Consider the following 16,653-nt stretch of genomic DNA (forward strand, 5'->3'; position numbering starts at 1 on the left):
ATCAGTTTCTCAACCGTTTTTTAGACGTAAAACAAATGAATTATATTATGAACTTGAAAGAATGTAAAGAACAATTTATGATCAAATGAAGATGCTTTCTCCTAAGGGAAGCAAATCTATAAGGAGTGAAGAAAATGGAATACCAATATCCGATGAATGAAGATTGGACAACCGAAGAAGCAGTGGATGTGATCGCGTTTTTCCAGCAGGTTGAGCTTGCATATGAAAAAGGTGCAGATCGTGAAGAACTGCTTAAAGCTTACCGCCGTTTCAAGGAAATTGTACCGGGAAAGGCTGAGGAAAAAAAGATATGCGGCGAGTTTGAAGAACAAAGTACATATTCTCCTTATCGCACGGTCAAACAGGCGAGGGAATCTGATCAGGCGAAGATTAAGATGTAAGAAAAGAGCCGGGGGATACTCCGGCTCTTTTTTATGCTTGTGATACTTTTTGGGTGAAACGGTACAGAAAAGCAAGCTGCTTAAAGGCATCATCGATACGCTGAAGGAATTCATGGTTATTCATATTCAGCACTTCTTCTTTTTGAAGCTGGATGCCGCATAACAGCTCAGCTTTTTTTACAGTCTGCAAACGCTCAAACAGCGTCTTCAGCTGTTCCTTGTCCATTTCAGACTGCTTATGTACTCCCGGTTTTGTGTGATCTGCGGACCAAACGAAGCTGTCAGGGATATTCTTAGTAATGGTTTCCTGATTCGCTTCAAGCAATTTGCCGTATTCTTCTTTAATAGGGGATTCATATATAATCGCGAACCACACAAATACGTGGGTTTCCCATAAACCAATCTGAAAATGCGGCAGTTTTTTATAGCCTCTTTTGCTGTTTGCGAATGCGACCCAGCTGTCAGCAGGGGGATTGACGGATCTTCTTGCGTGCTTGGCCACATGAGGAAACATTTCATCTCCGGTTAAAGCTGATAAAGTTGGGGCAAAATGTTCGCCTAGAGCTGTTAGCTTTGGACGGACCGTCTCTTTTAATACCTCCATGCGCGCGTCTAAGCCTTCTATTGTAAATGTGTTAAAGTCTTCTTCCGTAAAACGCATTTGTGTCATGATTTTCCTCCTTCATGCTAAGTAAACATATTTTATCACAGTTCATACGAGCGTCAAAAAGATTGAGCGCGTTTGAAGAAAGGAGAAATGAGGTAATAAACGAATAGGTAAACACACAATTTTCAGAATCATGTTACGCGTAAATAGAACAATCATACGATATAAGAAGTAATCATTGTTGAATGGCAAAATGGGATGCTTTTTTACAAACAAATGATCTCTGGAAGGGGCGAAAGACAATGAGGCAAGTTGTAAAAGAGGGATTTAAGGAAGAGAAAAACAATCGTGTAGCTGTCTGGAGACTAGAGGTTGATTATGAATTGGCAACCCTATATGAAGCAATGCAAAAAGAAAATGAAGAACAGATTGAACAAAGCAAAAACAAACTTGAGCGACTCAGAAAAGAATGGATTCGTCTTAACGGGTAAAAAGCGATAGTGAAAACGAACCGCATGAATGGTTCGTTTTTACGTGAGAAGGGATATTTTTCATTTTCCTTGCTTTTTCACCGCCGTTATCAGTATCCTATAAAATAAAGGTCTACATAGAAGAGAGGTACGCACGAATGACAAATTGGACGGAAATTGATGAGATTGCAAAGAAATGGGTAAGAGAAGCAGGCACGAGAATTAAACAATCCATGAATGAAAGCCTGACAATTGAAACGAAATCAAATCCGAATGATTTAGTCACCAATATTGATAAAGAAACGGAAAAGTTTTTCATTGAACGCATTCAAGAAACGTTTCCGGGACACCGTATACTCGGCGAAGAAGGACAAGGAGACAAACTCCACTCACTGGAGGGAGTCGTCTGGATTATCGACCCGATTGACGGGACGATGAATTTTGTGCATCAGCAAAGAAATTTTGCGATTTCAATTGGAATTTTTGAAAACGGAGAAGGAAGAATCGGTTTAATTTATGATGTGGTGCATGATGAGCTCTATCACGCATTTAGCGGCAGAGGAGCTTATATGAATGAAACGAAGCTGGCTCCTTTAAAAGAAACTGCCATTGAAGAAGCGATTCTTGCCATTAATGCGACATGGGTAACGGAAAACAGAAGAATTGATCCAAGTGTGTTAGCGCCCCTTGTAAAAAGAGTCAGAGGCACACGCTCCTACGGTTCTGCCGCTTTAGAGCTGGCAAATGTCGCGGCAGGAAGAATAGATGCTTACATCACGATGCGGCTTGCACCATGGGATTATGCAGCCGGATGTGTGCTGTTAAATGAAGTTGGGGGCATCTATACGACCATAGAGGGAGAGCCGTTTACCTTTTTAGAAAATCACAGTGTGCTGGCCGGAAATCCATCCATACATAAAACGATATTTGAAGAGTATCTTCATGCTCAAAAGTAGGCCGTTTGAACAGGATGACCTCTGCTTGTTAGAGAAGCTCGCGGAGGCTCATCCTGTATGGAAAGAGGAGGAGTTTGGGGAGAAAGATGCAGAAAGCTATATGATCTCCTACTCCATGTACAACGGGTCATGGCTTATATGGGAAAAAGACGGTCAGCCTGTTGCCGTCAGCTATCATCTCGAGTGGGCGCCTTCCAACGGAAAGCCGTGGCTTGGAACGGTGCTGATTGACCCGGCTGAAGAAAAAAAGGGGCATGCGAGGATGATCATTGAACAGATCAGCAAATTGCTCGGAGCCAAACATAAAGCGATGTTTGCGGCAGTTCCCATTGACCGGAGTGAATGGATACTGTTTTTGAGCCAATGCGGCTTTGAACAGCTGAAAACGGAGAAAGATGAGACAGGCAAATCATTTATGATCATGGTGAAGCCTTTAGCAGAAGCTGCCGTCTGATAACGGCAGCTTATTTGTTGTATGCCAGTACCATAAAAAGCCTCCCAAAAATTGAGAGGCATCTGATGATAAAAAATTATTTTTTCACCGCATGAATATAATGAATCGTTTCAAACGCTGACAAATCGTCTGTTCGATTGTTGAAGAATTGGTCATTAATATCGTCTGGTGATAGATGTTCATAGATAAGTAAACCTGATGATTCTAACTGAATTTCAATTTCTTGATAAGTGAAACACGATTTCATCGGTTCTCCGCTTGCGGCAGCCATTTTTACCATATGTTCAACTCTATTTGACGTTCCTTTTGCTGTAAAAAGTGTTTCGTCAGCATAATCAAAAACGATAGAGCTTCCTGATGGGACATGAGAAAATAAATTTCTGACCAAGCTTGCATTTTCTTCTCTCGTTAAATAATAAGACACTCCCAGAAGGCTGAAGAATGTTTTTGTGTTTTCAAATCCTTCATCTATAAGAGGCTGATACGAAAACGTTTTGGTAAAATCCATAGGAACAAAGTGAAGATGTCCCGGAATTGTCAGATTTGCATCTTTCAGCTTATTTTTTTTGAATTGCTGTGTAGCCGGATGATCAATCTCGAAAACTTGTAAGCTGTTTTCCAATTCAGGATGCCGAAAACAGAAAGTATCCAGTCCGGCCCCAAGAATGACATATTGTTTTGCCCCCAGCATCAATTCGTTGTGTAAAACTTTTTCACAATACGCAGCACGTGCTAAGGGCGTAGGCGACAGCTGGATTTGGGTAACCCATTTTAATATTTTTTCAGGATCATTTTGCAGACGTTCGGCCATCTCTTTGCTGAAAAACGATATTCCTTGAATCATATTCTCGCTGATGTTTGTAAACTCTTTTTCATTAATGAGGTCTTTTGCAATAAAATCATCAAAAATGAGAGACGTGTCATATCGGCTATGATATGAACGGGCAAAAGCTGAAACCAATGACGTTAAGCTGGACTCATTATTCCTCATGAAATGATCCTCCCATAAAAAAATAAGATTCCCCTGGCCAGGAGAATCTTATTATACCTACAAATATATTAATAGTAAATTATAGCATAAATAAAAATTTTTGTCAATGTTTTTGCTCTTTCTTCGATCGTGTGATCTTCATTTATTTCACCTGAGCCAAGTGTCTGCCGGAAGAATCTCCCTTAGCCCGGATTAATATTGTATACTGCAGCGTTGGCTTACTGCTGCTTTCGCATCTTTGCAGCTGAGCGGGGAAGACAGCATCGCTGCTTCCTGTACTGCACGCTTGCGGCTGTGTACTTCTCTTTTGCAAATCAGCAGCGGCTGCTGATTCTCATGGTATCATCCTTTCGGGGTGAATGATGATGCTTACAACGAAGAGAGAAAGCAAAACATGTAACGAAAAAAAGCCTGAGGGATCTCAGGCTTTTTTTAACATTACAATCCAACAGCATTCCAGGCTGCTTCAACTTTAGCGGCATCAGTTGACCCGTACAGATCACGGGCAGATTGAATAAGAGCTGCCTTGGCATCTTTGAACGTCGAAGAAGGCGTGAGATACGTTGTTAACGCGCGGTAATAGATCTGCTGTGATTTAGAGACACCAAGCTTTGTTATGGTATTGTAAGCGGCTTTATTTGGAATTCCGCTGTTTATGTGTACGCCGCCATAATCGCCTTCATCTGTATTTGGGAGGTTTCTGTAATTGGCGTAATTGTCAGGCTGATCGTATTTTGTTGGATTGGACAGGCTGCGGAGAGCAGGCTGGCTGACTGTAATGTCTTCACCGATATCCCAGTCTTCTGTATCGTTAAAATAACCGAATACGTCAGAGAAAGATTCGTTTAATGCCCCTGGCTGATTTTCATAAATCAGGTTGGCTGTTTCTTGAGTGACGCCATGTGTCATTTCATGTGCTGTCACATCTAATGAGCCGGAAAGCGGAGAGAAGAATGAACCGTCGCCGTCACCGTAAATCATTTGGTCTCCTGTCCATGCAGCATTATTGTACCGAGTGCCGTAGTGAACGGAAGAAACGATTTTACTGCCTTTGTTATCATAGCTGTTCCGTTTAAATGTCGAATAAAAATAATCGTACACTTTACCGAGATTATAGTGGGCGTCAACGGCTGCCCGCTGTGATGAAGATGTGAATGTATTTGTTGTACTTGAGACAAGCGTTCCCGGAAGGCGGCTTTGTCTGTTTTGCAAGTCATATGTGATGATTTGAGTGCCTGTTGGTTTTGAAAGATCTCTTAGAACGTATTTTCCGCTTTCATAAGAGATGTTCAAAGGAACAGTTGCGCCCTTTAGCGTTGTTCCGCTTCCAGTGGCAGCAGCATGTTCTACTTTGTTTTGCTGTTTTACTATACTGCCTGTTTCAGCATCCACTAAGACTTCCCAGTTGGCAGGTTCAGGTTCGATATAGCGAATCGTCACGTCGTAAGCAAGACGATAGCTGCCGTCCTTTGTTTCTACGGCTTTTAACTCGGCTTTATTGCTGTTTTTGGCTGTTCCGTTAGAAACAGCGTCTGGTGATTTGCCGATGGCTTTGAAAGCGAGTGCCAGCGCTTTTTCAGAAGAGACTTTTTGGCTGTTTTCTGTTTTTGCAGCAGATTGATTTTGTAATTCACCATTGACCGCATAGACATTATCGGATTTATCGACGTGAACGATCACTTGTGAATCTTTAATAGGCACTCCGTTGATTACAGGCGCATATCGAAAGTGCTTGTACCCAAGGGCGTCAGTCGTGCTTTCAACAAGCTTCAGCCTTTTGGCAGGATCACCTTTGAAAATGTTGCTGTTCTTTTTCAAAAACTGTTTGACGGCCTTGTCATTTGGTGCAGAGAGCTCTGATTGTGCAATTGCATTTTTGGAGAGGAAATTTGTTTGATTCTCTTTAAGCTGATGACTTTCAGCAGCCTGAACACCAGGAAGGCTGATTGACAAACTCATAAACGAAGCAGCGACAGCAACAGACAATTTCTTACCTAAACCCACAATAAATCCCCCTTTTTGAAAATACTGAAATCTTTATATTGTTATATTAAACTAGCATTCTGGAATACTCAACAAAAACTAACATAACTAGACAAAATTGATAGAATTGTCCTGTGTTTATTTTTGTTAAATAATTTCAAGATGAGTCAAGTGTCATGTGATGGCTCATTGCAAGTGTTGTGTTTATTTACATATCAAAGGAAAGAGAAGAAATGTTCGTTGATTATTGAAACTTTTTGAAAAGCCGGCTGTCTAACCGGATGAGGCCTTAATAAGAAGTAAAGGATTGTTGTTCGTGTTGGAGTTATTCAGTCATTATGTATTGCATTTCGAACGTTATTTTATATTAAGCCGACAAAGCACCTTGCTGATCCAATGGTCAATTGTTGTTCTGGCGGGCTTATATCTATCGGTGCATCATCCTAAAATAAACCGGTACCGCACAATGTTCTTGGCAGGTGTTATATTGCGGATTGTGTTGCTGACGGGGGTGTCTGTTGAACTCATTCACCAGGTGCAAGCAACAAACTTTACCAGCGCTTACATTAGAGAGGACGGAAATGAACTGCTGCCGCTGCTGCATTTTTTGTTATACGGGTATGTTCTGCTGACGGCTTTTCACTATATGCTGATGCTTCGTGATCATGGCGGAAAAGGCATGTTTTATACATTCGATCTTGCCGTTGTCAGTTTGCCGATCGTACAAATGGTATTCAGTTTCTTTTCGTATTGGAAGGAATATCCTGATGGGATCGAGCCGATTGAATTCGTGTTTCTGTTTTTCATCATCATTCTTCCTATTGTTTTGAATGTACTGTTTTTCAAACAGTATTGGAGAACAAATAAGATTTTATTAGGTTTATTTTATACGATGATTATCGCCCTGCTTGTCCTGCTGCTTGCGCCGTATCCCAGTCAAATCTCGAAAGACTATGGTGCAGTGATGCCATATACAATTTATTTGACAATGGCGGGATTTTTGATGAGTTATCATCTGCTCAATAAGTCGGGAAAGATTTATGTGCGCGTGTATAAGTGGCTGACGATGGCTGTTATTGTATTTTTTATCTTGCTCTTAAATCCAATATATAACTTAGGAACAGCTGCTTTCGCTTTATCAAAGCCAGCAAATGTCCATGATTCATTCAATTTTGTAGGAGAACACATTTCATCTGAAAAAGCGGAACAGATTCTAAAGACATTTTTTCCTGCGGATGAGACATTGTATTTGCACGATACAAACATGGATGTGCATTATTTCTACTCATTTGAAAGTATGAGCTATGAGGCAGACGTCGATGAAGTATCCCAAATGATTCGCAATTATCAGTACTTGAAAAAGCCGAAGGGGAAGACGCTGGCTGATCAGGAGTACGTACGGAAGTCCATCGCTTTCCTTGAGCAACACGGACGTGTGTTAAATAAGGATCATATTGAAACAAAAGTATCTAAAGAAGACGGCCAGACAGTCGTTCGTATATTCCTGAAAAATCAATTTCATAAAAAAGATAATGCTGATGATGGCACAGTATTTTATTGGGAAAAGGAAACCTTAATGGGCTTTAGTGAAGACCCTTCGATTTATCAGCTTGATTCTCTTCGACATGTTCATATCACAGAACAAGATATACACGATAAAGTGAAGGGAATGTTTACAGCTTTAAAAATACCGAAACAGCCTTATCAAATCACAGATATTGAAAGCGACAGCCTGCTTGGAAGCTTAGTTCGAGTTGAAACAAAAGATGGAATTGTTTTGAACTTTGAGACCGACTCCGGCTGTTTACAAAATCTTTCGCTTCCTGTGAAAAAGAATATCTCATTGACAAACGGCCGGCTGCTGCAGCAGATGTTATTGGTCTTCGGTGCTGATGTATCAGAAATCAAGAAAAAAAGTAGGCAGAGTGATAAGGTGGTATATTCTGATTCTTCTAATGCGTATGAGTTTTATGAAGATCAAGGGATGCTAAACGTTTATGTTTACAGCGATTCACCCGATAAGGCATTTCCGTATACGTATCGTGATGGAAAATTGGCTTATGAAAAAGTAGCTTCTGCATACCAGGATGTTATTTACAAAAAACGAATGCGTCCGATCATCGTTCAAAGAGGGAATGAATGCTATTATGCATGGCTGATCATTATTCAGCCATTTGGCTCAAACCGCCATGATGCTTATGTGGTGGATGGAGAAACACAAGAGGTGAAAAGTCTTTATGAAACATAAAGAAAAGGAGTCTGTATTTTTAGATTTATATGACCTATATAAAGAAGGAGAGCTAGAGGACGAATCAATGGAATGGATGAAACAGCATGAGCCCCTATACCAAAAGAATGCGGAATCCTTAAAGAGTGAATCTTGTTCAGAGAGAAGCCCGGGTGCTAAAGAAGAGAGCCAAATAAGACATATGAAAGTATACCTGTCTTCCATGTATATCTGTTTCATATTATTGGCCATTTGGATGACGGTGTGGTTTTACTTTTAATGAAGCGTAGGGATTCTATTGAAGATTTGTATCGACAGTATTACCAAGAAATTTTAAATTATTTATATAGAAGGACTCATCACCTTGAAACAGCCAAGGACTTAGCGCAGGACACGTTTTTGAAAGCTCTTAACGGCTTGGCTTCGTTTAGGGGACATTCTTCCATCAGAACGTGGCTTTACACCATTGCACATCACACCTTTGTCAATTGGTACCGCAGGGATGTCAAATACCAATTTACTGATATCAGCAAGAATGAAGGATTAACGCAAACAACTTATGAGCAGCCTGAACAGTATTTGTCGCGGACGGTAAAAAGTGAAACCCTAAGGCAGGAACTCCTCCAGTTAAAGGATCAGCATCAATCCGTTTTGATTTTAAGAGAATTCCAAGAGCTTTCTTATGAAGAAATCGCTGAGATATTAGGATGGAGTCTTTCAAAGGTGAAAACCACACTTCACCGGGCCAGATTAGAGCTAAAGAAAAGCATGACGAAAAGAAGAGAGGAGGAGCGGATATGACCTGCTTTCTAGTAAGAGACCTGCTTCCTCTGTATCTTGAAGGTGATTGTAAAAGAGAAACGGAACACGTCATTAAAGAGCATATAAAGACCTGCAGCAGCTGCAGAGAAATGTATGACATGATGGCTGAGCCTTTTGAATTGGAAGGCGGACTGGCCGTTGTGGAGGCTTTTCTGCTGGAAGAAGAAATGCGGTTTAAACAGAGGTACTACGGTTTGCTAATCGTTAAAGCTGCCTGCTGGTTTGGAGCGGCGGTTGCCGTGATGCTCATCATCAAACTGCTGAAATAAAGAAAAGCGCTTGTCCGGTTCCGGCAAGCGCCTTTTTAGTTTAAGCTTGAGGATGAATCATGTCGTAGATTGCGGCAAGCTGTTCTTGTGACAGAGCACTGAATAATTTTTCAAAAACGTCAGCTTCCAGAGGTGTTGCCCCTGCTTGTACCGCTGCATCTATATCATAGCTGTACACACCGTCTTGTAATACAATTGCTGCTTGAAGAATGTGAATCTTTAAAGAAACAGCGGAGAAAAATTGTTCAAGTGCGAGTGCTTCTTTTTCTGTGAAGCCAAGTTCAATTGCTTTTTCTGTATCAAATTTGTAATGTCCATCTTCGACATACACACATTGTGAAACAACGCTGAAAAATTCTGATGTCGACTCCCAGAGAGTTGCGATTACTTGAGCCTCTTCTTTTGTCATTCCTAACTCGACAGCTTTTTCACTGTCAAAATAATACACACCGTCTTGTTCGTATATACATTGATTTAATAAATCAATGTATGTATTGAGATCTTCATTTGTGATTGTCTGATGCTGCACATGAACATTGGAGTTATCAACCATTGTTTTTGCGCTGGCTGCATCAGGGCCGAACGTTAATAGAGCAGCTGAGGTCATTGCGGCAGTCGTTAGCATCGCTTTTTTTACAAATGTTTTCTTCATGTTTCTTCTCTCCCTTTTATGAATTGTGCTACGAATTCCATTATAGGGATAGATTGGCGTCGGAAAAATAGGTTTTATGGTATTTTATGTATATCGTTGCCGAACTACTTTTTGCCGGTCACATGTGTCATTGTTAGAACGATTGTCTATGTATGAATGCTGTTTTGCACCTTCCCGACTAAGAAACAGGGGAGATAAGACTTAATGAAATGAAAAACACCGCTTCTTTGCGGTGTTTTTTTGATTACAATGTCTTCAGCGGGGCAATGCTTTTAATCAAGCAAGCCTTGCTCGCGCATTTTCTTTTTTAATGTAAATCCGCCGCCCATTACGGCACAAACAAGCACAATGCTGGCGATAATGCCTGCAGCGCTTTTTTCAGCGATAAAGACGCCGATCAGCATAATACTGAAAACTGCTGCAAATGCAAATAATAGTAAAAGCCAATTCATTTTTTTCATGTTTTCCATCCCCTTTTACGTCTTATATTAAGTTTACAGAAAAACGTGACGCTTTTAAAGAGGATGTGTGGTATAATATGAAAGTTATTTAATTTTATTAGGAGATGAAAAAGTGAAACTTCGAAATGATCTTCGCAACATCGCGATTATTGCCCACGTTGACCATGGGAAAACGACTCTAGTCGATCAGCTTTTACATCAGGCTGGTACGTTCCGTGCCAACGAACAGGTTGCTGAACGCGCAATGGACTCTAATGATCTTGAACGCGAACGCGGCATTACAATTTTGGCGAAAAATACTGCGATTAACTATAAAGATACACGCATTAATATTTTGGATACCCCTGGACACGCAGACTTTGGGGGAGAAGTAGAACGAATTATGAAAATGGTTGATGGTGTACTGCTTGTCGTTGACGCATATGAAGGCTGTATGCCTCAAACACGTTTCGTTCTGAAAAAAGCTCTTGAACAAAATCTGAACCCGGTTGTTGTTGTAAACAAAATTGACCGTGACTTTGCCCGTCCTGAGGAAGTTATCGATGAGGTTCTTGATCTGTTCATTGAGCTTGATGCCAATGAAGAGCAGCTCGAGTTCCCAGTGGTATATGCTTCCGCGATTAATGGAACTGCGAGTCTTGATCCGAAACAGCAGGATGAAAACATGGAAGCTTTATATGAAACCATCATTAAGCATGTTCCGGCACCTGTTGATAATGAAGAGGAGCCGCTTCAATTCCAAGTTGCCCTTCTTGACTACAACGACTATGTAGGCCGTATCGGAATCGGACGCGTATTCCGCGGCACGATGAAAGTCGGTCAACAGGTTTCTCTTATGAAGCTTGACGGAACGGCTAAGTCATTCCGTGTAACAAAGATTTTCGGTTTCCAAGGCTTAAAGCGTGTGGAAATTGAAGAAGCAAAAGCAGGAGACCTCGTAGCGGTTTCCGGCATGGAAGATATTAACGTTGGTGAAACGGTCTGTCCTGTAGACCATCAAGATCCGCTTCCAGTGCTTCGCATTGATGAACCGACACTTCAAATGACATTTGTCGTGAATAACAGTCCGTTTGCAGGCCGTGAAGGCAAATATGTAACGGCCCGCAAAATCGAAGAGCGTCTTCAGTCTCAGCTTCAGACGGATGTGAGCTTGCGTGTTGAGCCAACCGCTTCTCCTGATGCTTGGGTTGTTTCCGGACGCGGTGAACTTCACTTGTCAATTTTAATTGAAAATATGCGCCGTGAAGGCTATGAGCTTCAAGTTTCAAAACCTGAAGTTATCATCAAAGAAATCGACGGCGTACGCTGTGAGCCTGTTGAGCGTGTACAAATTGATGTTCCGGAAGAGCATACAGGCTCAGTTATGGAATCAATGGGTGCCCGCAAAGGCGAAATGATTGATATGATCAACAATGGAAACGGCCAAGTCCGTCTCATCTTTACAGTTCCTTCCCGCGGATTGATCGGGTACTCCACAGAGTTCCTATCATTAACACGCGGATTCGGTATTCTGAACCATACCTTTGACAGCTACCAGCCGATGCAGGCGGGCCAAGTCGGCGGACGCCGCCAGGGTGTGCTTGTATCAATGGAAAACGGAAAAGCGACATCTTATGGTATTCAAGGAATTGAAGACCGCGGTGTCATCTTCGTTGAGCCGGGTACTGAAGTATACGAAGGAATGATCGTTGGAGAGCATAACCGTGACAACGACCTTGTTGTTAACGTCAGCAAAATGAAACAGCAGACGAACGTCCGCTCTGCGACAAAGGATCAGACAACTACAATTAAAAAAGCGCGCATCATGTCTCTTGAGGAATCTCTAGAGTACTTAAACGAAGATGAATACTGTGAAGTAACGCCTGAATCCATCCGTTTAAGAAAGAAAATCCTCAATAAAAACGAACGTGAAAAAGCGGCTAAAAAGAAAAAAACAGCAGGATTGTCTTAATCTCTTGCAGAATTTGAAAAGATAGAACCCGCACTTTGCAGGGGAGGGGAATCTTTTTGAATGATGTAAGCGAACGCCTGTCGTTCTTCGCCGCTCTATATCAAGTAGACCGGCAGCCTGCGGCAGGCATGTGGCTGCTGTACGGCACGATTTTTGTGTTGGCTGTTATTGTATTTAAGCTTGGATTTGCTAAACGGCTTCCGGTATTAAAATCAGCAGTGGTGTATGTATTTCTGGCTTTGGGCTGCACTGTTTTGACCTTTTTAGGAGTGTTTTTGCCCGTGGCAGAGGGATTGGTCGTCGCTGCGATGATTTTAATCATTTACAAAATTCGGCTGTATCAGTCGAAAAAGGGACAGTCTGCAAAATCATAAAAAGACTCAGCTGAGAAGCTGAGTCTTTTTTGTGTTGTGTATGGTAAAGCGGCTGCTTTATTTTTTGACTTTTTCTTTTTTTTGCTGTCCCGGGTGAAAAGTGAATTTTCCCGTTTTCAGCCGTTCTTCTGTTTTTTGGGCAATCCGGTCGTGGCATTCCTGGCACATATATGTATGGATTGGGCGGTTTCGAAGCCGTTTCGCGATCAGGGTATCATCATCAATTGTTTCAATTTTATCGCAAATAGAACATTGGACCCTCATCATATCACCTCTTTCACTAATATGTATTATAGCACGGATCAGAAGCTGTCCAAAATAAGAAAAAGCTAAAGCGCGAGGCTATAGCTTAATCATTGTTATTCTTTTTCATATGATGATCAGATTGATCGTTTTGCTCCTTTTCCATTTCCTGCTGCTGCTTTCTGTTTAATTGGTCATTTTGCTGCTTTGTTTGCGGCTCGTCTTCATTGTCAATCACATCGTTAGGCACTTCTGGAAGCACTCGGCCGACAATCGCAGCTAATTCATCTAGTATGCCTGTTACCGGACGGCCTTTACTGATTTCTCTGCTCATTTCATTCAGGCGGCTGACCGTATCTGGGTCAGCAATGACAACTGCGTTGGCACCATATCGATCATTTTTTAAAGCCTGTGCCACAGAATATTTAATCGTTTCCACTTTGCTTCTATCCAAAGTATCATCGACATCAATTCCAACAACGGCATAACCTCCAAGCACAACGGCTGTTGCATCCTTGACATCGGGATTTTTTTCAGCAACGCTGACAAGATGCTTGGCAATATCCGTTCTTGTTCCATTGTCTTTTGTCTCCTGAGTTGTGTCCTTTACGTGAATCGGTTTGGTTTCCTGCTGTCTTGTTGATTCTTTTTCAACATTCTGATCCTGTTTTCCTTGTTGGTAGGCACATGCGGACAGGATAAGCGTCAGCTGTATGAGAATGAAAAGAATTCGCACTTGCGGGTTCCCTCCTTGAAATGCATTCATTAATTTTATTGTTGAATTAACCTTCTATCTTTATGCACAAAAACATATATTTTAGCAGGCATTCACCTTTTTTCATCGTAAGAGAAGCAGGAAGAACTTTGACCCTTATATCAGGAGGCTGAGACTTGAGTAAAATTTATGTGTTAGATACGAATGTGTTATTACAGGATCCTAACGCGATATTTTCTTTTGAAGAAAATGAGGTTGTCATCCCTGCTGTCGTATTAGAAGAGGTTGATTCAAAGAAACGGTATATGGACGAAGTTGGGAGGAATGCAAGGCACGTATCTAAGCTGATTGATGCGCTAAGACAAAAGGGCAGGCTGCATGAGCATGTTCCGCTCGACACGGGCGGCACACTGAGAATTGAACTGAATCATCGTTCGTTTCACCAGCTGCAAGAGATCTTTATTGAAAAGACGAACGATAATCGCATATTAGCCGTTGCGAAAAACTTAAGCCTCGAGGAAGAAACGAAGGAGAATGGCAGACCGGTTATCCTCGTCAGCAAGGATGTACTTGTCAGAGTGAAAGCGGACGCAATCGGACTGCTTGCCGAAGATTTCTTAAATGACCGGGTCGTGGACAATGATGAAATGTACAGCGGCTATAAGGATTTATATATCAGCCAGCAGCTGTTCAACTCTTTTTATGGTAAAAATCAAATTTCAGTAAATGATATAAAACAGCACGCGTTTTATCCGAATCAATTCGCATTAATGAAGGATGAGCTGGGAGGATCCTCCTCTGCAGTCGGAATTGCAGATAAAACCGGAACGGTATTAAAAAGACTCGTATTTGATGATGAACATATATGGGGAATCAGACCGAAAAATGTTCAGCAGACAATGGCATTAGAGCTTTTGCTGCGTGAAGATATTCCGCTTGTCACCCTGATCGGAAAAGCGGGAACCGGCAAGACGCTTTTAGCATTGGCAGCGGGACTATTACAGACAGAAGACTTAGGAATATACAAAAAGCTGGTCGTGGCGAGACCGATTGTTCCTGTTGGCAAAGACATCGGATACTTGCCGGGCGAAAAAGAGGAAAAGCTAAAGCCTTGGATGCAGCCGATTTTTGACAACTTGGAGTTTCTGTTTAATGCGAAAAAACCGGGGGAGCTTGAGGCCATTCTGGCAGGTATTGGCTCAATTCAGGTAGAGGCGCTGACTTATATCAGGGGGAGAAGCATTCCAGATCAATTTATTATTATTGATGAAGCGCAAAATTTGACCAGGCATGAGGTAAAAACACTGCTGACGAGAGTCGGTGAGGGGAGTAAAATTGTCTTAATGGGCGATCCTGAACAAATTGATCACCCATATTTAGACAGTCTGAACAATGGTTTGGCCTATGTGGTTGAGCGGTTTAAAGGACAACCCATCTCAGGCAGCGTGAAGCTGTTAAAAGGTGAGAGATCAGGCCTCGCCCAGCTTGCAGCTGACTTGCTGTAATACTAAATGATTTCGATTTCTTTTATATCGGTGATGGGCTGTTTGTGATCAACTGGATCTTCAAAGTAAATATGAACGGGGCCACCTTCTTGAATCGGCTTGCCTGCCTCACTGAAATGGACAATACTGTTCAAAGCGGTTTCCAGAGGAACGGCGGCCTTTCCCGAACTTGTGACAAATACGCATTGTGTCGCAGAGCTGGGCGGCTCGGCATTTTTCAGCACAGTCCCAAGTTTCATTGCAAAGCTGCCGTTCATCAGTTTTTGCTTCTCGTATTGTTTTTCCGTCTTTAATGTCGGCGGCGCAATCCGGCCCTCTCTGATGACGCGTTCAGGATCAAGATCGGATTCATCCCCGGCTGATTGTAAATGTGAGTCTTGACTTGCCCCTTTGCGGTCAAACGAAAATTTGCGATCATCAAAAATCCATACGCTTGGATCAATGGTGATCGGATATGTAACATTGCCTTTTACTTGTATAACGCTCATGATATAACCCCCTTCTCTCAAAATTATAAAAGTTTTCGCATGAATTGTCACTTTGTGTACAAATTATGTGTATTGAAATGCTCAGGGAGCGAGGGTGGTTGCATGGTATGCCGGCATAATGACGAGCTTGAAGCCTTAGTGAAAGAGGCGAAAAAGGTGACGGACAAGGGGGAGGTAGCCAGCTATATTCCTGCCTTGGCAAAAGCCGATAAACACGATCTGTCAGTGGCGATTTATTATTCCAATAATATTTGTCTGTCAGCAGGTGATGTAGAAAAAACATTTACACTTCAAAGTATATCGAAAGTCCTCTCACTTGCTTTGGTATTAATGGAACACGGCAAAGATAAGGTCTTCAGCTATGTTGGACAGGAGCCGACCGGTGATCCGTTTAACTCAATTATCAAGCTGGAAACAGTGAATCCGAGTAAGCCGTTAAACCCTATGATCAATGCCGGGGCTTTGGTAGTGACAAGCTTGATTAGAGGGAAAACGGTGAAAGAGAGACTTGATTATTTACTTTCTTTTATCAGAAGACTGACAAACAACCAAGAGATTACTTACTGCCGGGAAGTGGCTCAATCCGAATACAGCACATCAATGATTAATCGAGCAATGTGTTATTATATGAAGCAGTACGGCATTTTTGAGGATGATGTAGAAGCGGTAATGGATTTATACACGAAGCAATGCGCGATAGAGATGAACAGTCTGGATTTGGCGAAAATCGGATCTGTATTTGCGCTGAACGGCAGACAACCTGAGACTGGAGAGCAAATCATCCCAAAAGATGTCGCCAGGATTTGCAAAACATTTATGGTGACGTGCGGAATGTACAATGCAAGCGGGGAATTTGCAATTAAGGTCGGAATTCCTGCAAAAAGCGGCGTATCCGGAGGGATTATGGGCCTTTCACCCTACGATTTCGGGATCGGTATTTTTGGCCCGGCATTGGACGACAAAGGGAACAGCATTGCAGGTGTAAAGCTTTTGGAAATAATGTCTGAGATGTACAGGCTGAGTATTTTTTAATTTATCTCATCTGCTTAAATCCTCTTGCATTTTCTGCTGATACCCTTTATGA

Annotated in this window: 20 protein-coding genes; 12 read left to right on the forward strand and 8 right to left on the reverse strand. The window is 41.9% G+C overall.

Annotated elements, in window-relative coordinates:
• The first annotated feature begins 134 nt into the window (after window positions 1-134).
• Entirely contained in the window at window positions 135-401 is a 267-nt protein-coding gene (locus GYO_RS30255; protein ID WP_003221303.1) for a UPF0223 family protein, read from the forward strand.
• 31 nt (window positions 402-432) lie between these two features.
• Here the strand turns inward: GYO_RS30255 and GYO_RS30260 are convergent, their stop codons facing one another.
• The gene (locus GYO_RS30260; protein WP_014113665.1) at window positions 433-1,071 is read right to left on the reverse strand and encodes a YktB family protein; all 639 of its coding nucleotides are present in this window, start codon (window positions 1,069-1,071) and stop codon (window positions 433-435) included.
• A 239-nt stretch (window positions 1,072-1,310) separates the two neighbouring features.
• Between GYO_RS30260 and GYO_RS30265 the strand changes: the two genes are divergently transcribed.
• The 3 genes from GYO_RS30265 to GYO_RS30275 all read left to right on the forward strand — a co-directional run bounded on the left by GYO_RS30265 (window position 1,311) and on the right by GYO_RS30275 (window position 2,888).
• Window positions 1,311-1,499 (forward strand): YkzI domain-containing protein, encoded by a 189-nt coding sequence (locus GYO_RS30265; RefSeq protein ID WP_009967148.1) that lies wholly within the window; start codon window positions 1,311-1,313, stop codon window positions 1,497-1,499.
• Between the two features lie 137 nt (window positions 1,500-1,636).
• Window positions 1,637-2,434: an inositol-1-monophosphatase gene (suhB, locus tag GYO_RS30270; protein ID WP_014113666.1), complete on the forward strand. Its 798-nt coding sequence runs from the start codon at window positions 1,637-1,639 to the stop codon at window positions 2,432-2,434.
• 25 nt (window positions 2,435-2,459) lie between these two features.
• Complete coding sequence (locus tag GYO_RS30275; protein ID WP_014113667.1) at window positions 2,460-2,888, forward strand: GNAT family N-acetyltransferase; 429 nt, start codon at window positions 2,460-2,462, stop codon at window positions 2,886-2,888.
• Between the two features lie 76 nt (window positions 2,889-2,964).
• On the opposite strand, the gene GYO_RS30280 is transcribed toward GYO_RS30275, so the two are convergent.
• Both GYO_RS30280 and nprE read right to left on the reverse strand, forming a co-directional pair.
• The gene (locus GYO_RS30280) at window positions 2,965-3,879 is read right to left on the reverse strand and encodes a class I SAM-dependent methyltransferase (RefSeq protein ID WP_014113668.1); all 915 of its coding nucleotides are present in this window, start codon (window positions 3,877-3,879) and stop codon (window positions 2,965-2,967) included.
• Between the two features lie 438 nt (window positions 3,880-4,317).
• Entirely contained in the window at window positions 4,318-5,883 is a 1,566-nt protein-coding gene (nprE, locus tag GYO_RS30285; protein ID WP_014113669.1) for a neutral metalloprotease NprE, read from the reverse strand.
• A 286-nt stretch (window positions 5,884-6,169) separates the two neighbouring features.
• Here nprE and GYO_RS30290 point away from each other — a divergent pair, with 286 nt between their 5' ends.
• From GYO_RS30290 to GYO_RS30305, 4 genes are read left to right on the forward strand one after another with little or no spacing between them, the layout of a single operon-like run.
• Window positions 6,170-8,110, forward strand: coding sequence for a hypothetical protein (locus tag GYO_RS30290; RefSeq protein WP_080010071.1), 1,941 nt, complete (start codon window positions 6,170-6,172; stop codon window positions 8,108-8,110).
• Window positions 8,100-8,369 carry a hypothetical protein gene (locus GYO_RS30295; RefSeq protein WP_014113671.1) on the forward strand — a complete coding sequence of 90 codons (270 nt, stop codon included), beginning with the start codon at window positions 8,100-8,102 and terminating at the stop codon, window positions 8,367-8,369. Before GYO_RS30290 ends, GYO_RS30295 begins: the two co-directional genes overlap by 11 nt.
• Window positions 8,369-8,890, forward strand: a complete 522-nt coding sequence (gene ylaC / locus GYO_RS30300; protein ID WP_041521160.1) for an RNA polymerase sigma factor YlaC — start codon at window positions 8,369-8,371, stop codon at window positions 8,888-8,890. The genes GYO_RS30295 and ylaC overlap by 1 nt, the downstream gene beginning before the upstream one ends.
• Complete coding sequence (locus GYO_RS30305; protein WP_014113673.1) at window positions 8,887-9,180, forward strand: zf-HC2 domain-containing protein; 294 nt, start codon at window positions 8,887-8,889, stop codon at window positions 9,178-9,180. The genes ylaC and GYO_RS30305 overlap by 4 nt, the downstream gene beginning before the upstream one ends.
• A gap of 40 nt (window positions 9,181-9,220) precedes the next feature.
• Here the strand turns inward: GYO_RS30305 and GYO_RS30310 are convergent, their stop codons facing one another.
• On the reverse strand, window positions 9,221-9,832 hold the full coding sequence (locus GYO_RS30310; protein ID WP_014113674.1) for a hypothetical protein: 612 nt from the start codon (window positions 9,830-9,832) through the stop codon (window positions 9,221-9,223).
• A gap of 272 nt (window positions 9,833-10,104) precedes the next feature.
• Complete coding sequence (locus GYO_RS30315) at window positions 10,105-10,293, reverse strand: YlaF family protein (protein ID WP_003221324.1); 189 nt, start codon at window positions 10,291-10,293, stop codon at window positions 10,105-10,107.
• A 112-nt stretch (window positions 10,294-10,405) separates the two neighbouring features.
• Between GYO_RS30315 and typA the strand changes: the two genes are divergently transcribed.
• Together typA and GYO_RS30325 are read left to right on the forward strand one after the other, a co-directional pair.
• Window positions 10,406-12,244, forward strand: a complete 1,839-nt coding sequence (gene typA, locus GYO_RS30320; RefSeq protein WP_014113675.1) for a translational GTPase TypA — start codon at window positions 10,406-10,408, stop codon at window positions 12,242-12,244.
• A gap of 56 nt (window positions 12,245-12,300) precedes the next feature.
• Complete coding sequence (locus tag GYO_RS30325) at window positions 12,301-12,618, forward strand: YlaH-like family protein (RefSeq protein ID WP_014113676.1); 318 nt, start codon at window positions 12,301-12,303, stop codon at window positions 12,616-12,618.
• A 57-nt stretch (window positions 12,619-12,675) separates the two neighbouring features.
• Here the strand turns inward: GYO_RS30325 and GYO_RS30330 are convergent, their stop codons facing one another.
• Window positions 12,676-12,885, reverse strand: coding sequence for a YlaI family protein (locus GYO_RS30330; protein WP_072183306.1), 210 nt, complete (start codon window positions 12,883-12,885; stop codon window positions 12,676-12,678).
• Window positions 12,886-12,967: 82 nt separating this feature from the next.
• Window positions 12,968-13,597, reverse strand: a complete 630-nt coding sequence (locus tag GYO_RS30335) for a YhcN/YlaJ family sporulation lipoprotein (protein ID WP_014113677.1) — start codon at window positions 13,595-13,597, stop codon at window positions 12,968-12,970.
• A 155-nt stretch (window positions 13,598-13,752) separates the two neighbouring features.
• Here GYO_RS30335 and GYO_RS30340 point away from each other — a divergent pair, with 155 nt between their 5' ends.
• Complete coding sequence (locus GYO_RS30340; RefSeq protein ID WP_014113678.1) at window positions 13,753-15,081, forward strand: PhoH family protein; 1,329 nt, start codon at window positions 13,753-13,755, stop codon at window positions 15,079-15,081.
• 2 nt (window positions 15,082-15,083) lie between these two features.
• On the opposite strand, the gene GYO_RS30345 is transcribed toward GYO_RS30340, so the two are convergent.
• Complete coding sequence (locus tag GYO_RS30345) at window positions 15,084-15,569, reverse strand: hypothetical protein (protein WP_014113679.1); 486 nt, start codon at window positions 15,567-15,569, stop codon at window positions 15,084-15,086.
• Window positions 15,570-15,671: 102 nt separating this feature from the next.
• Between GYO_RS30345 and glsA the strand changes: the two genes are divergently transcribed.
• Complete coding sequence (gene glsA / locus GYO_RS30350) at window positions 15,672-16,601, forward strand: glutaminase A (RefSeq protein WP_014113680.1); 930 nt, start codon at window positions 15,672-15,674, stop codon at window positions 16,599-16,601.
• Window positions 16,602-16,653: the final 52 nt, after the last annotated feature.

Source organism: Bacillus spizizenii TU-B-10, assembly GCF_000227465.1.
Taxonomy (GTDB): domain Bacteria; phylum Bacillota; class Bacilli; order Bacillales; family Bacillaceae; genus Bacillus; species Bacillus spizizenii.

What these genes read in the sequence shown, in the direction of transcription:
- GYO_RS30280 (WP_014113668.1), bottom strand. Translation starts at nt 3,879, where the DNA reads ATGAGGAATAATGAGTCCAGCTTAACGTCATTGGTTTCAGCTTTTGCC.
- suhB (WP_014113666.1), top strand. Translation starts at nt 1,637, where the DNA reads ATGACAAATTGGACGGAAATTGATGAGATTGCAAAGAAATGGGTAAGA.
- GYO_RS30345 (WP_014113679.1), bottom strand. Translation starts at nt 15,569, where the DNA reads ATGAGCGTTATACAAGTAAAAGGCAATGTTACATATCCGATCACCATT.
- GYO_RS30260 (WP_014113665.1), bottom strand. Translation starts at nt 1,071, where the DNA reads ATGACACAAATGCGTTTTACGGAAGAAGACTTTAACACATTTACAATA.
- GYO_RS30265 (WP_009967148.1), top strand. Translation starts at nt 1,311, where the DNA reads ATGAGGCAAGTTGTAAAAGAGGGATTTAAGGAAGAGAAAAACAATCGT.
- GYO_RS30330 (WP_072183306.1), bottom strand. Translation starts at nt 12,885, where the DNA reads ATGATGAGGGTCCAATGTTCTATTTGCGATAAAATTGAAACAATTGAT.
- GYO_RS30255 (WP_003221303.1), top strand. Translation starts at nt 135, where the DNA reads ATGGAATACCAATATCCGATGAATGAAGATTGGACAACCGAAGAAGCA.
- GYO_RS30305 (WP_014113673.1), top strand. Translation starts at nt 8,887, where the DNA reads ATGACCTGCTTTCTAGTAAGAGACCTGCTTCCTCTGTATCTTGAAGGT.
- GYO_RS30310 (WP_014113674.1), bottom strand. Translation starts at nt 9,832, where the DNA reads ATGAAGAAAACATTTGTAAAAAAAGCGATGCTAACGACTGCCGCAATG.
- GYO_RS30315 (WP_003221324.1), bottom strand. Translation starts at nt 10,293, where the DNA reads ATGAAAAAAATGAATTGGCTTTTACTATTATTTGCATTTGCAGCAGTT.
- glsA (WP_014113680.1), top strand. Translation starts at nt 15,672, where the DNA reads ATGGTATGCCGGCATAATGACGAGCTTGAAGCCTTAGTGAAAGAGGCG.
- ylaC (WP_041521160.1), top strand. Translation starts at nt 8,369, where the DNA reads ATGAAGCGTAGGGATTCTATTGAAGATTTGTATCGACAGTATTACCAA.
- GYO_RS30295 (WP_014113671.1), top strand. Translation starts at nt 8,100, where the DNA reads ATGAAACATAAAGAAAAGGAGTCTGTATTTTTAGATTTATATGACCTA.